The 13,531-nt window shown below is 38.0% G+C and carries 16 protein-coding genes; 14 read left to right on the top strand and 2 right to left on the bottom strand.

What is annotated here, in order from left to right:
• The first annotated feature begins 9 nt into the window (after positions 1–9).
• The 6 genes from ACEVG1_RS19695 (at position 10) to ACEVG1_RS19670 (ending at position 5,660) form a co-directional block, all read left to right on the top strand.
• On the top strand, positions 10–2,508 hold the full coding sequence (locus ACEVG1_RS19695) for a cation-translocating P-type ATPase (protein ID WP_374745442.1): 2,499 nt from the start codon (positions 10–12) through the stop codon (positions 2,506–2,508).
• Between the two features lie 95 nt (positions 2,509–2,603).
• Positions 2,604–2,930 carry a cupin domain-containing protein gene (locus tag ACEVG1_RS19690; protein WP_124900573.1) on the top strand — a complete coding sequence of 109 codons (327 nt, stop codon included), beginning with the start codon at positions 2,604–2,606 and terminating at the stop codon, positions 2,928–2,930.
• Between the two features lie 40 nt (positions 2,931–2,970).
• Positions 2,971–3,534, top strand: coding sequence for a DUF2141 domain-containing protein (locus tag ACEVG1_RS19685; protein WP_374745441.1), 564 nt, complete (start codon positions 2,971–2,973; stop codon positions 3,532–3,534).
• Positions 3,535–3,927: 393 nt separating this feature from the next.
• Complete coding sequence (locus ACEVG1_RS19680) at positions 3,928–4,509, top strand: Crp/Fnr family transcriptional regulator (protein ID WP_116876868.1); 582 nt, start codon at positions 3,928–3,930, stop codon at positions 4,507–4,509.
• Positions 4,510–4,596: 87 nt separating this feature from the next.
• A complete protein-coding gene (locus tag ACEVG1_RS19675) occupies positions 4,597–5,229 on the top strand; it encodes a hypothetical protein (RefSeq protein ID WP_140936949.1) in 633 nt (210 codons plus the stop codon).
• A 5-nt stretch (positions 5,230–5,234) separates the two neighbouring features.
• Complete coding sequence (locus ACEVG1_RS19670; protein ID WP_116876870.1) at positions 5,235–5,660, top strand: hypothetical protein; 426 nt, start codon at positions 5,235–5,237, stop codon at positions 5,658–5,660.
• Between the two features lie 175 nt (positions 5,661–5,835).
• Here the strand turns inward: ACEVG1_RS19670 and ACEVG1_RS19665 are convergent, their stop codons facing one another.
• Positions 5,836–6,174: a winged helix-turn-helix transcriptional regulator gene (locus ACEVG1_RS19665; protein WP_374745440.1), complete on the bottom strand. Its 339-nt coding sequence runs from the start codon at positions 6,172–6,174 to the stop codon at positions 5,836–5,838.
• Positions 6,175–6,286: 112 nt separating this feature from the next.
• Here ACEVG1_RS19665 and ACEVG1_RS19660 point away from each other — a divergent pair, with 112 nt between their 5' ends.
• On the top strand, positions 6,287–6,685 hold the full coding sequence (locus ACEVG1_RS19660; RefSeq protein ID WP_374745439.1) for a DoxX family protein: 399 nt from the start codon (positions 6,287–6,289) through the stop codon (positions 6,683–6,685).
• A gap of 97 nt (positions 6,686–6,782) precedes the next feature.
• On the opposite strand, the gene ACEVG1_RS19655 is transcribed toward ACEVG1_RS19660, so the two are convergent.
• Positions 6,783–7,130 (bottom strand): helix-turn-helix domain-containing protein, encoded by a 348-nt coding sequence (locus ACEVG1_RS19655; protein ID WP_090975041.1) that lies wholly within the window; start codon positions 7,128–7,130, stop codon positions 6,783–6,785.
• Between the two features lie 96 nt (positions 7,131–7,226).
• On the opposite strand from ACEVG1_RS19655, the gene ACEVG1_RS19650 reads away from it, so the two are divergent.
• From ACEVG1_RS19650 to ACEVG1_RS19620, 7 genes are all read left to right on the top strand, one after another.
• Positions 7,227–7,610 (top strand): DoxX family protein, encoded by a 384-nt coding sequence (locus ACEVG1_RS19650; RefSeq protein WP_374745438.1) that lies wholly within the window; start codon positions 7,227–7,229, stop codon positions 7,608–7,610.
• Positions 7,607–8,494, top strand: coding sequence for a pirin family protein (locus ACEVG1_RS19645; RefSeq protein WP_374745437.1), 888 nt, complete (start codon positions 7,607–7,609; stop codon positions 8,492–8,494). The genes ACEVG1_RS19650 and ACEVG1_RS19645 overlap by 4 nt, the downstream gene beginning before the upstream one ends.
• 13 nt (positions 8,495–8,507) lie before the next feature.
• The gene (locus ACEVG1_RS19640; RefSeq protein WP_374745436.1) at positions 8,508–8,846 is read left to right on the top strand and encodes a GNAT family N-acetyltransferase; all 339 of its coding nucleotides are present in this window, start codon (positions 8,508–8,510) and stop codon (positions 8,844–8,846) included.
• A 655-nt stretch (positions 8,847–9,501) separates the two neighbouring features.
• Positions 9,502–10,344, top strand: a complete 843-nt coding sequence (locus ACEVG1_RS19635; RefSeq protein WP_374745435.1) for a hypothetical protein — start codon at positions 9,502–9,504, stop codon at positions 10,342–10,344.
• Between the two features lies 1 nt (position 10,345).
• Positions 10,346–11,101: a hypothetical protein gene (locus ACEVG1_RS19630; protein ID WP_374745434.1), complete on the top strand. Its 756-nt coding sequence runs from the start codon at positions 10,346–10,348 to the stop codon at positions 11,099–11,101.
• Between the two features lie 408 nt (positions 11,102–11,509).
• Entirely contained in the window at positions 11,510–12,061 is a 552-nt protein-coding gene (locus ACEVG1_RS19625) for an HNH endonuclease (protein WP_374745463.1), read from the top strand.
• A 671-nt stretch (positions 12,062–12,732) separates the two neighbouring features.
• Positions 12,733–13,500: a hypothetical protein gene (locus ACEVG1_RS19620; protein ID WP_374745433.1), complete on the top strand. Its 768-nt coding sequence runs from the start codon at positions 12,733–12,735 to the stop codon at positions 13,498–13,500.
• Positions 13,501–13,531 lie beyond the last annotated feature (31 nt).

The raw sequence follows: 13,531 nt of genomic DNA, 5'->3' as shown, positions 1-13,531 counted from the left end.
ATAGAAAAAATGCAATACAATATTCCTCAAAACCTGACCGGACTTTCGGAAAAAGAGCTGCAAACCTCTCGAAACGATTTCGGCTTCAATCGGGCAGATAACTTGCAGAAAAGTACCTGGTACACGATGCTATTGGAGATACTGAAAGAGCCGATGCTACTTTTGCTCATTGCCGTGGCGATTATTTATGTGATTGTGGGCAATTATTCCGAAGCAATTTTTATGTTGGGAGCGATTATAGCCGTTTCAGGAATTTCGTTCTATCAGGATAATCGTAGTAAAAAGGCATTGGAAACATTGGAAAAGCTTAACGAACCGCTCAGTACCGTTATCCGAAACGCAAAAGTAATACAAATCCCTACTCACGAAATTGCCGTGGGAGATTTGTGCATTACCGAAGAAGGAAAGATGATCAATGCCGATGGTGAGATTGTGCATAGCAATGATTTTTCGGTCAATGAAGCATCGCTAACAGGAGAAAGCTTTTCGGTGTTCAAAAGTCAGGAAACCGATGACAGAAAAGTATATAGCGGTTCGTTGACGGTTTCTGGACTGGCGGTTTTTAAAGTGGAAAAAATCGGTGCGGAAACCAAGCTGGGAAAAATCGGACAATCCATTCAGAAGATCAAAGGAGAGCAATCACCCTTGCAAATCCAGATTACAAAATTTGTCAAATGGATGGCAATCATCGGCATTGTTGTTTTTTTATTAGTTTGGGCATACAGTTTTTGGCAATCAAGAGATATTATTGAAAGTTTGTTGGTCGGACTGACTTTGGCAATGTCCATTTTACCCGAAGAAATTCCTGTGGCTTTTACCACATTTATGGCATTGGGAGCGTGGAAATTAATGCGAGAAGGGATTATCATCAAACGAAGCAGTGTGGTAGAAACATTGGGTAGTACCACGGTGATTTGCGCCGATAAAACAGGCACCATTACCGAAAACTCGATGCACTTGAAAGCCCTTTTTGATTATAAATCCAACAAGGTTTTTGACGAAGCTGATTTTAACTCACCCGAACTGTCCGAACTCATTGCGTTTGCGATGTGGAGTAGTGAACCTGTTCCGTTTGATCCGATGGAGAAAACGCTGCATCAGGTTTATGAACAAACTCAAGCTGATGACCAACGGAAGAACTTCCAAATGATACACGAATATCCCTTGGAAGGAAAACCGCCAATGATGACACATCTTTTTGAAAATGAACAGGATGAAAGAATTATTGCCACCAAAGGTGCTCCCGAAGCCATTCTTGCGTCATCAAATTTGTCGGAAATTGAAAAAGAAAAACTTCGCCGGCATATCAGCGATTTTGGCAAACAGGGCTATCGATTATTGGGTGTAGCCAAGTCAAATTTTGAAGGAACTGATTATCCCGAAAAACAACAGGATTTCAACTTTGAATTCTTAGGATTTACCGTGTTTTACGACCCACCAAAGAAAAATATTCAGCAAGTTTTTAAAAAGATTTACGATGCCGGAATTAAGGTAAAAGTCATTACGGGTGACAATGCCGACACCACCCTTGCCATTGCCCGACAAGCGGGAATTATCAATGAAACTCCTACCGTAAATGGAGCAGAAATTATCCACCATACAGAACCAGAATTGATTGAACTGACAAGAAAAACGACCTTGTTTACCCGAATGTTTCCAGAAGCTAAATTAAAAATAGTCAATGCTTTCAAAAAAGATGAAGAAGTTGTTGCTATGTTGGGCGATGGCGTAAACGATGCTCCTGCACTGAAAGCCGCTCATATTGGTGTTGCAATGGGAAGCAAAGGCACGGAAATAGCCAAAGCAGCAGCTTCATTAGTGATTACCAATGATGATTTGGACAAACTCATCACAGGAATTGCAGCAGGGAGACGAATTTATGCCAATATCAAAAAAGCCATTCAGTATATTATCTCCATTCATATTCCTATTATTCTGACCGTTTCGCTGCCTTTGTTTTTGGGTTGGATTTATCCTCATATTTTTACGCCGGTACATGTTATTTTTCTGGAGTTGATTATGGGACCCACCTGTTCCATTGTCTATGAAAATGAACCGATGGAAAAAGACACGATGCAACGAAAACCACGGAAAATGTCCGAAACTTTCTTGAATTGGAAAGAATTAAGCATCAGCATTATTCAAGGTTTGATAATTACAGCAGCTGTATTGTTCTCTTATCAATTTTCCGTTCAAAAAGGAAGTAACGAAGAAACTACAAGAGCAATGGTTTTTACTACCTTGATTTTTGCCAATGTGTTTTTGAGCCTGGTCAATCGCTCATTCGTTTACAGTATGTTTGAGAGTTTCAAATACAAAAACCGTTTGTTTCCAGTTATCATCGGAACAACATTGATATTACTTTTCGCCATATTGTACATACCGATATTTGCCGGTTTCTTTCACGTAACCGGATTGAACATCCCAGAATTAGGAATGACATTTTTAATCGCAGCAACTTCAGTTTTGTGGTTTGAGATGTACAAATGGATAAAAAGAAGAAAGTAAATCAGTGATTTTTCAGAGAAAGGTATTGTTCTCTCTGAAAATATTTATACTTTTGCGAGTGAACACTAACTAACAAGTTTTAAAAATGAAAAGGTATGGCAGCATTTGAAAAAGAAACCGTATTCTCTTTAGAAGAGGCGATTGAATACACAGATGGCGGTGTAATTAGCAAACAGCTTACAAAAAGTAAAGCAGGAAATCTAACGCTTTTCTCGTTTGATAAAGAACAAGGTCTTTCGGAGCATAAAACTTCTTATGATGCGATTGTCCAAATTTTGGACGGTGAAGCAGAAATAACCATCAATGGAAAATCCTTTTATTTGAGCAAAGGACAGTCTATCATTATGCCCGCAAACATTCCACATTCCTTGAAAGCTATCGAACGTTTTAAAATGTTGTTGACGATGATACGACAGGAATAATTAAAATAATTAAAAACGAAACAAAAAAATTTGCTCAATTATGTTAGTGAACGCTCGCAAACTATTTATTATTCCTCTGATATTTATCGGGTGGAATACCGTTCAGGCACAGGAAGTCTGGACACTGAAACAATGTATTGATACAGCACAGGTCTATAACAAAACCCTGCAAATCAACAGAAACCATATCAGCATTAGCGAACAAAGGGAAAAAGAAGCAAAGGCCAATCTTATTCCGAAAGTTACAGCCAATGCCGATTACAAATATTTTATGGAATTGCCTACGCAATTAATGCCAATGAATGCACTTAATCCGCAAGCACCGGAAGGGCAATTTAGGGACATACAGTTAGAGAAAGCAAAAATTGTAAACGGTAAATCCGAAATCACTTTTAAAAACCTGCCCAAAGGAAAATATGCCGTGAACATTTTACACGATGAAAATAACAACAGTAAGATTGACAAAGGTTTAATCTTACCCAAAGAGGGAATTGGATTTTCCAATTATCAGACAATAGGATTAAGAAACAGACCCAATTTTTCTAAAGCAAGTTTTGAATTAAATGCAGACAAAACGGTTGAGGTAAAGGTAATTTATATGTAAGCCTTAAAGATAAGCGTAAGTACATTTGCAATTCCCACGAGCAAACGCACAGGCCAAAAATTACAAAAGAACTTACGCTTTACCCAACAGAAAATTATTTTTTAAAATTCCTTCCCTTCTAAAATTTTTTAAAACCGCAGACACACAACCGACACGGAAATGACAGCGAAACTCACGATAGAAAACGACTTGACAACACGAATGACAGAACGCCAGCCTGTAACATCGGTTTTGCAAGATAGCGGGCAAAAGTCTTCGATTGAAACTTTTGTGCTATATTTGAAGTTTTGGCTTCGTTTCAAAGTTAGTAATATAGATCCGCTACCTCGCAAAGCCGTTTCCCGTTATGGGCAACCTTAGACGACACCCCCACAGACCAACGAACACAGGACAATGAGCGACTTTAAAATATTTAAAAATTGGCTGACACAAGTTTCCTTTCTGACAGAAAAGGACTGTTCGCTTTTTGAACCCTTTTTAAAGACAAAACAACTTAAAGCGAAAGACTACTTTTTGACCGAAGGAAAAATTTGTCACGAAATCGGCTTTATCAATCAAGGCTGTTTCAGAACTTATTACCTTGCAGACGGAAAGGAAATCAACACGCATTTTGCATTTGAAAATGAATTTGTAACGGACTATGACAGCTTTTTACAAAGTAAACCCAGCCGCTACTTCATTCAGGCATTGGAAGACGCTGAAATTGTAACATTCAATTTATCCGCTTTACAAAATGCCTACAACCAATCGCAAAATTGGGAACGCTTTGGCAGAATGATAGCCGAACAATCTTACAAGCTGACAACCCAACGTGTTGAGAGCTTTTTGTTTTTAGACGGAGAGCAACGTTACCTTGACTTACTTGAAAACCAACCTCACATTCTTGACAGAATACCGTTATATCATATTGCTTCCTACTTAGGTCTTGAACGGGAAAGCTTGAGCCGACTACGGAAAAAAATTGCTTACAAGTAGCGATTGTAACATTTGTCAATTTCTTCTTCATTCACCTTTGAGACTTTTGCAGTGTAAAATTTAATGTTTCACTAAAAAAAATTCAGAATGAAAAAGGTGATTTTTTCCGCTACTGCAATAGCTTTTATGATTTTGGCGAGTTGCAGCACTTCAAAACAAGTAACAGTTCCGCTTAACCGTTCCGTTGAGTTGGACGACACCTACACAATTATTTGGAACGGTGTCAGCAAAGCATACCGATACGAAAACGGACAATGGTTGCGAGCAGAAAGTTATGATTACCAATTTGACGTTGTTCAAAAACGTTATGACAATCATTGGAAATCCGTTAAATCATTGCACCGTATTCACCCCGACTATGACGGCAAAGCGGGTAACAGAGACCAGACAATGTATTTTGAAGTTGCTTACCAAAATCTGATTGACGGAAAAGTGCAAGCAACTATCAATTCATCGCTTGGCAACGGAACGGGAACAACAGACGCAGAATTTCGTAAATCCGTTTTGATAATGTATGTTCCAAATGCAAGTAAGTTTATGCCGTATAACAAGTTTAGAATTACGCAAAACTACAACTACGAAGAAGGTGTGCTGACCGAAACTGTTGAACTCATCAAAGAAAAAGACGGCAAAGAAATTCCGTTTATGAAGAACGAAGAAACCGCTTTGATTTTTATTAAAAGTAAATTGGACAAAGCACCAACAACCTTTAAACACTAACAGCTATGACAAACGAAGCAAGAAAAATAAGCGGTTACATTTTGCTTTCCGTTCCGACAATCATTTACGGTGGGTATTTTTTGCTCACCGTTTTAAGCGGACAACAGGAACATTTGCAATTAACGGACTTCCAAAAATCAATGTTCCGTGCAGGACACGCCCACGCAGGTGTTTTGGTCATTCTTGCGTTAGTTGCTCAACTCTTCGCAGACCACGCTTCTTTGTCCAATCGTTGGAAATGGTTTGCCCGACTTTCATTCCCGATTTCAGCCATTACAATTAGCTTAGGCTTCTTTGCGGCAGCTATCGGCAGACAAATTACCGAACCGACAGGACTAATTTTCATTTTGTATGTTGGTATTGCAATACTGACTTTTGGACTTTTGACATTGGGAATTGGACTAATCCGACAGAAGAAAGGCAGCCCATAACAGCGGTTTGGCACAAGCGGGGGTTTAGTGCTTCGTATGACAGTTTTTCGTAAATTTGAACTTTCGGCTTCGTATCAAGTGTTGTGCTAAAAAGCCCCCACTACGCCAAGCCCCGAACCGTTATAGGCAACCCGTAGGACGACCGTGCAAAAATTCAACAACAACTTTTGACGGACTATTTACCAATGACTTTTTTGCGGTGTAACAACCCCCAAAAATGTAGTTCGTCTAACACCTTTTCAAGCGACAAACCGTGTGGCGTAATGGAATACTCAACTGTTGGCGGAAACGTATCATAAACATCTCTTCGGACAAGTTTATTCATTTCCAGACTTTTCAACTCTTTGGACAGCGTTTTATCAGTAATTCCGTTGACCTCTTTGGCTATTTGCTTAAACCGCTTCGGCTTTTCGGACAACGCAAACAAAATAAGGACTTTCCATCTTCCTTCAATCGCTTCAACAGCATCTTTTATTGACAGCATTGTTTTGGGACAACCAGCTTTGGACAGCATAATTTTTAAATTTTACATTACTTTCCATTTGGATAGTGCTTTCCAAACAGGAAGTAATATCATTTGGATAGCAAAGGTAATTAAATTTGCAACATCAAAAGAAAATTAAGTTATGACAGTAGAACGTAAAACACCAAAAACATTCAACATTATCCTTTGGATTGCACAAGGACTTTTAGCTCTGACTTTTGTTTGGGCAGGCTTTATGAAAATATTTAAACCAGAAGATTTACCATTCGCTTGGGTAAAAGGCAATGCTAACCTTGTTTTATTTACAGGTGTTTTTGACTTGTTAGCAGGAATTGGAATTATGTTTCCGACATTACTGCGTATCAAAACCAAGCTGACAATTTTTGCAGCTTACGGAATAATTGTTTTGATGATTGCTGCAAGTATCTTTCATATTTCAAGAGGCGAAGCAAAAGACATCGGCTTCAATATTTTTATGCTTCTTATTGCTATCTTTGTTGCGTGGGGCAGACAGAAAAAAGCACCAATAACAAATAAATAAACTGGCTGACAATCGGGTATGCCTATAACATCAGGTTGGCGTTATGTGCAATGCTACCAAACCACCGCAGACAAGCGACCACAGAACGATTTGACAATTACTCAACCCCTTGAACAATTTTTTTCCTGTGCAGATAACCCCATTTTTCCATTGCCAATAAAACCTCGTTCAGCGTTTGGCTGTAATCAGTTAATTCATACTGAACCGTAACAGGTTTTGTATTACAAACTTCACGACTAACCAATCCGTTCATTTCCAATTCTTGCAATTCTTTCGACAAAATACGAGGGGAAATTCCCGCTTCTCTCGACAATTCATTAAACCCTTTTTTACCGCTTCGTAGCACCGAAATCAGGATTAACTTCCATTTACCGCCTACTATATCTAACGTATCTCTGATAGCCATTTTGGCTTTTGAGCAACTTTCTACCGTGTGTTTTGCCATATACTATTCTTTTTGTAAGTACTATCCTTTTTGTAACAGATAACAAAGGTATAGTATTTATTCTGAATTTTGCATCAGAATTTAAAAATTAAAATTATGTCACAAAAAACAATCAAAATCACAGGATGGACATTGACCATCATTTTAGGACTTGTGTTTACAATGAGTGCTTTTATGAAACTCACACAAAACGAAACGGCCTTGGAACAAGCTTCTTCTATTGGCCTTGATGCCTCCACGTATCAGTTTATTGGGATTATTGAAATAATATCACTGATACTATTCATTATTCCAAGAACAGGAGTTTTGGGTGCAATGCTGTTAGTAGCTTATTTGGGCGGTGCAATCGCCACACATTTACAACATCAACAACCGATAGCAATGGCGGTTATTTTTCAGACACTGCTTTGGATTACGGCGTTTATTCGTTTCCCCGAACTGAAGCAAAGGATTTTTTTAACTAAAAAAGTACAACAATGATGATACGCAGAAATATTTCAAAAATAACCCAAAATCATTGGCATAATGGTTTTTTGGGAACAGGACATCGTGCAATGGCGGTATTGGACGGTGTACCTTACAAAGACAGCGACCCTTTTATTTTATTTATGGACGACAGTCTGAATCTTCCTGGTGGAGAACCCGTAGGAGGAGCACATCCACACGCTGGGTTTGAAACCTTGAGCTTGGTTTTGGAAGGCAATGAAAAAGATTGGAAAACGGGAAGTTTTGAACTAATGACCGCCGGAAAAGGCATTATCCACACCGAAGAAATCACTTCCAAACAAAAACTTCGTATGCTGCAAGTGTGGTTGGTACTACCGCCCGAAAAGCGATACGCTCAACCTTTCTTACAAAGAATGCTATTGGAAGACGTACCCAAAATTAAAACCGATACATACGAAATTCGTGTTTATAGCGGAAGCAGTAACGGATTGATTTCGCCATTAAAAAACCATACGCCATTTACTTTGGTGGACTTCAGGTTAGACAACCGAGCTGTGGTATCACAGGAAATTCCATCGCACTATAATGGTTTGGTATATGTATTAAAAGGCAGTGTGAAAGCAGGCGACAAAATCATCAATGCCGAACAAGCGGGTTGGCTTGATAAAGCGACTGCAGACGGCGAGACCGAAATACAATTTGAAGCATTGGAAAACGATACGCATTTTGTATTGTATGCCGGACAGCCTCATAATGTTCCTGTGGTTCATCACGGACCTTTTGTAGCAGATACCATGGAAGACATCGCACAGATGTATCGAGATTTTCGTCAGGGAAAATTTCCACATTTGAACGATTTGCCAAGTGAACAAAAAATCACTTCCTTTTCAGAATCGAGGAAATCTATTATCAATTAAAAACAAAAATAAAATGAATTTCAAACAATATGACGATGGCAAAGAAGGGAGATTCTTTGTTATCTTAGACAACGGAATGGAAGCAGGGTGGATTCAATACAAATGGTTGGACAACGGCAACCTGCTTGCCAACGGTACAAGGGTTTACGAAGAATTTAAAGACCAAAAATTGGGTATTCCGCTTTTCAACAGATTGGTGGAGTTTGCGGAAGAAAGTAAAACAAAAATTTATCCGCTATGTCCGTTTGTGGTCAAAACCTTTGCCCGGCATCCCGAACTAAAACATCTTTTGGCTGACGATTATTTGCAAGACCTAGTAAGAGTAACAGAATCAACGGTTTTACTGGACTAAAGCACTTGCACATAACAAGGGTTTGGCGTAATGGGGGCGGACGTGCTTCGTACCAACATTATTGCTAAATTGGAGCGTTCGTGCTTCGTATCAAGTGCAGTGCTAAATGCCCCCACTACGCCAAGCCCCGAGCCGTAATATTCCATCATTCTTACATCACAGAAATTCTGTATCTTAGCAGCATAGCAATTGCAGCTAAAACGTATGTCAAACCAGTGAGTGATTCGGTGAGTTGGGAAAAGGGGTGGTTGTAAAACATTGACAAAGAGATTAATGTCCGATAGGTTCGATTCCCCTACGGGCTACTGAAAATAAGAAAAGTTGGTTTAAGGCGATACCGCTGAACACCAACTTTTTTTCGTTTGGGGGTATCGTTTGGTATCGTCCAAATTAGAGGTTTTGTTTCCCCTATAGCTTCCCCTTTTTTATATTCCATCATATCAATAATAGTAATGCTCATTGCATTTCTTTCTATGCGGGCTACCCCATTCTGCCTTAGTATTCGATGGGTATTCTGAAAACATTTATTTATATTATGCCATCTATAACAGAATGGGCAAAACACGCTGTTAAACAAAATCCTAAAATGGCAATACTTTTTATCTATTGATTAGAATACAGATGTGTATCTTTGAAAGTCACCTACATTGATTTTATGGACATACAAACGATAAATGACTATGTTGAGAAAATTGCACCGCCAACAATTGCCTTGTTAGTTACTGCATTAGTTAGCGTAGTAATAGGTATATACTTAGAAAAATTTAAGACTCGGCTAGTCCAACTTAAATATCAACTTTTCTTCAATCCTATTGCTACAACAATCCAAAATGAGTTTTGGGGAAACATCGAAGTCAAATATAAAGGTAGACAAGCCAATCACTTGAGTTTTGTAACGGTACACTTATCCAACGATAGTAACATAGACTTGGAGAACGTAAATATTGATATATGGGTTGACCAAGATAGCCAGATTTTAGGGCACGATGGCTTTTATAATGATGGTGGTAATAGCATACTTCTGGAACAGGGTTATTATTCTCATTTCTTGGACGTCATTCAAAGAAACCAAGCGGATATAGAACAGGCCCAGCTAGACCCACAACACATTACACCTACTCAACTGTCAAATGAAATAAAATGGGTGTTAGCCAATAAGAAATTCAATCTACCTATTCTTAACAGACATACATCAATAAGGCTCAATTTACTGACAGAAAATTTCAACGGCAATGTTCCTCAAGTAAGGGTTAGCGTTTTACATAAATCTGTAAGGCTGGTCACAGAAGAAGACAAAGCTGCCGAAGACAAAAGACTCGGTATAAATATGATAGTTTGGGGACTGATAATATTTATTTTAGGAACATGGGTTGTACAACGAAATTACTCTGAAGCTACTATTCCAATCATCATAATCGGTACATTAGGTGTATTATACCTTTTAATAGGGTTGGTTGTGTACCGATTAATAAAATTCATTAAATATCTCTTAGCATAAAATGGAAACCATTTTTGATTTTTTTAACGGAAATTATCTTTTTAATGCAATATCACTTTTAATTGGTTTCGTTGGAGTTATACTGGCAATTGTTTTTTACTTTAAGGCACTAAAAGAAAAAAGGCCCACCTTTAATATCAAGAGCTTTGGCTTAATAGATAGCAAATTATCAACAATAAACAAATTAGAAATAAGATATAACAACTCATCCATAAATAACCTATCTGTTTCCAAGATTGCCATTTGGAATGCGGGAATGGAGCCCATTACAAAAGCAGATTTTGCCCCAAGCGACCACTTGAGAATAATGTCTCGCAACAGTGTTGTGATATATGATTATGAGTTGTCTTACCAGAAAGAGGTTAATAATATATCTGTCACCTTACAAAGAGAGAATCAAGTGTATATAAATTTCGATTTTCTTAATAAAAACGATGGCCTAATATTATCAATTTATCATAGTGGTCACTCAAGTGATGACATTTTGGTAACAGGTACGTTTATAGGAGCGAAAAAAATAAGCAAGCCTACGAAAGAACCGTTCCTAATAGAGAAAATAAGTCATTTTTCAACAACGGTTATGAGTCCCTATGACAAGTTGAGTAAACCTCTAAAATTTATTTTCTACCCAATTACTATCATATTTTTCTTCCTAATCTTACCATTCATGATTATGGCTTTATTTTTCGATGCTATTCGCTATAGGTTTGTTCAAAGGCCTCCCGAAACTTTTAGTCTTAATAACGCTTATGAATAACCACCACCCAAGAGATTAAAAGACTTCAAAATCGATCAGCTCAACAAGCATTTATATTGTCCATCATTTTGTCACATCAAGCCATGAAATAACCAGAAAATGTATAGTTCAGGAAACATAGTTTGGATAAAGAATGTCAAGAGAAATCAAGGTGATGGATGGGCATATGATGACATAAACTGCGGAACGACTTTTTGGTTAAATTGGCCAATAACTAAAGGCGGAAGTGCTTCAACTCCAAGTGTTGGGGATATTATTGTGTTATTCCAAAAACCAAACACAATTAATAGCAGGAAAAATTATAAGGTTCATATAGTCTCCTATTTCAGACGACGTTCATATAGACAATGAACACCCCTATCACAAATGGTGCATAGAAGTTAGACTTATAGCGAAAGCAAACCCAATATCTTCAATTCCAACCTAGGTTATTACAATTTTTTCAAACTAAATCGTGGACTAACAAACCCGATAATAAATCTGACAAACAATATTGGACTGACAGAAGCGGAAACACAAGAAGATATTTGGCAGCTATTCAATAATTTTCTTTGCTCCGAAATTGAAAACGAAATATTTAGACCTGAGGAACCAATTCGGGTCTTTGGTAAATTAGAAGGCGATAAGATAATTAGGAAGCACATAAAACAAGAACTAAAAAGGAGAAATTCAAAAACCGTTCAACTTGCAAAAACTCTTGCGTTAAAAAATAATAACGGTAGACTAAAGTGTGAATGTTGCAATTTTGATTTTGTAGATTTCTATGGGCAACTTGGAATGAATTTCATAGAATGCCACCACAAAATTCACATTTCGACAGGAGAAAGAATTACAAAAATTGAAGATTTGGCATTAGTATGCTCAAACTGCCACAGAATGCTTCATAGGAGGCTAGAAGACGGGAATTATCACGAAATTGAAACACTAAAAAAAATAATTATGGATAATAAAGGACAATGAGTTGATTGATGAAAAATGAAGCCTGAACCGGTAACAAGCCGTTTGACAGAAAGCAAAAAAATGATAAAAATGGTTTCTCCAAAGCTGAAAGTTTCCCTGTTGTTTTCCATCGTTTCCCGTATAAATCAAAATAAGCATCGAAATCGTTTGAGAGACGAACGAAAGGCCGAAATCCAGGGCTAACCCTGCCTTGCCCCCCGTTCGTCTTTCTAAGTCCTTAAAAAGCGTTAAAAACGAACTAATTCTGCGCGAGCAACCATGCGTCTACCGTCTTCGAGTCAAACCTTAACTGGTTGCCCAATTTGATGAAAGGTATCCCCTCAGCCAACCGTCTGCGCAAAGCTAATTACACGTTAACCAAAAAATAAAAAACCTCAATAAGCAGCTTAAGTATATCTTACAACCTATCTTTTCCATGCGTCTTGCCTTTTGGCCGATGTTGTTTTATCAGGTGGCTTACGTGTTATTTTGTAATGCGAATTAAAGTGTATAGTTTTGTATACACTCCAGAATTAAACAAATGGTAAACGATATGCTGAAAGTAAACATTAGAGGTGTCGAGTATTTGATAGCCGAAACCTCCGAACCCAATATTTTTCGGATATATTATCCGAATGGCAGCCATTACTTGAATTTGGGGTACAGGAAAACAGACTCAAGATGGGTTTTGAGTGAGCCAGATTTTATTGATGCAAGTGCCGACGAACTTGGTATTGCCATATCTTCAATGTGAAATTCATCAAGAGCAAGGAAAGACTATGACGCCTTTACCTAAAGACACCGTAATCGATGTACTGGATTTTCTGCTACGAATGAAGGAAGAGAATTCGAATAGGTCTTATTCAGCAATAAAAAATGCCCTACACCTATTCAGCATCTCTATTCCTACGATTACAATTCCGGCTGGCACAGAGGTCTATAGAATGAGACGTCATGATAGTAATTTAATGTTTTCGCGTATTCAAGACTTGGGCCATCGCATTGACAGAAACGGCATTTTGGACTTTGGTCGTGCAAACGAACCTCTTCAAAGCCTGTTCTACTGTGCAACGACTCCAAAGGTTGCTTTTTGTGAAACCTCCCAACTGATAAGGTGTGATGAGAAGAAGAATTCGGAAGCCCATACTATGGGTATATGGCGATTGCAAAAGGACATCGTTGTCGCTAACATTCCAAATTTTGATAATAATGCTGGGAATCTCACAGTTGGCCGACTTAACGAGGACTTCGAAAACTATGTTTCAAAAAACAGGAATGACGATTTACTAAACCTGCAATACTTCTTAAAAAACGTTGGGAACGAATTCGCTACGAAGTGGACACCAGAAAATAATTGCTATTTAATCACGGCTGCAATGACAAACTATAGGGCATCTCTAAAAACTAGGTATTCCCTAAAAGTCGCAGCCTATATAAAAAAACAGGGCTTAATGATTTGAAATAAAATCAGTTAAGCCCTTGTTTTAATGC

Source organism: Parapedobacter sp. 2B3 (genome assembly GCF_041925275.1).
Taxonomy (GTDB): Bacteria; Bacteroidota; Bacteroidia; order Sphingobacteriales; family Sphingobacteriaceae; genus Parapedobacter; species Parapedobacter pyrenivorans_A.
Note: the sequence above shows the minus strand (reverse complement) of the source record. Positions and strands in the feature narration are given on the sequence as shown.

Coding starts and splice junctions, on each gene's coding strand:
- ACEVG1_RS19640 (WP_374745436.1), top strand. CDS start 8,508: ATGAATTTCAAACAATATGACGATGGCAAAGAAGGGAGATTCTTTGTT.
- ACEVG1_RS19655 (WP_090975041.1), bottom strand. CDS start 7,130: ATGGCAAAACACACGGTAGAAAGTTGCTCAAAAGCCAAAATGGCTATC.
- ACEVG1_RS19695 (WP_374745442.1), top strand. CDS start 10: ATGCAATACAATATTCCTCAAAACCTGACCGGACTTTCGGAAAAAGAG.
- ACEVG1_RS19685 (WP_374745441.1), top strand. CDS start 2,971: ATGTTAGTGAACGCTCGCAAACTATTTATTATTCCTCTGATATTTATC.
- ACEVG1_RS19665 (WP_374745440.1), bottom strand. CDS start 6,174: ATGCTGTCCAAAGCTGGTTGTCCCAAAACAATGCTGTCAATAAAAGAT.
- ACEVG1_RS19660 (WP_374745439.1), top strand. CDS start 6,287: ATGACAGTAGAACGTAAAACACCAAAAACATTCAACATTATCCTTTGG.
- ACEVG1_RS19650 (WP_374745438.1), top strand. CDS start 7,227: ATGTCACAAAAAACAATCAAAATCACAGGATGGACATTGACCATCATT.
- ACEVG1_RS19630 (WP_374745434.1), top strand. CDS start 10,346: ATGGAAACCATTTTTGATTTTTTTAACGGAAATTATCTTTTTAATGCA.
- ACEVG1_RS19670 (WP_116876870.1), top strand. CDS start 5,235: ATGACAAACGAAGCAAGAAAAATAAGCGGTTACATTTTGCTTTCCGTT.
- ACEVG1_RS19680 (WP_116876868.1), top strand. CDS start 3,928: ATGAGCGACTTTAAAATATTTAAAAATTGGCTGACACAAGTTTCCTTT.
- ACEVG1_RS19675 (WP_140936949.1), top strand. CDS start 4,597: ATGAAAAAGGTGATTTTTTCCGCTACTGCAATAGCTTTTATGATTTTG.
- ACEVG1_RS19690 (WP_124900573.1), top strand. CDS start 2,604: ATGGCAGCATTTGAAAAAGAAACCGTATTCTCTTTAGAAGAGGCGATT.
- ACEVG1_RS19645 (WP_374745437.1), top strand. CDS start 7,607: ATGATGATACGCAGAAATATTTCAAAAATAACCCAAAATCATTGGCAT.
- ACEVG1_RS19635 (WP_374745435.1), top strand. CDS start 9,502: ATGGACATACAAACGATAAATGACTATGTTGAGAAAATTGCACCGCCA.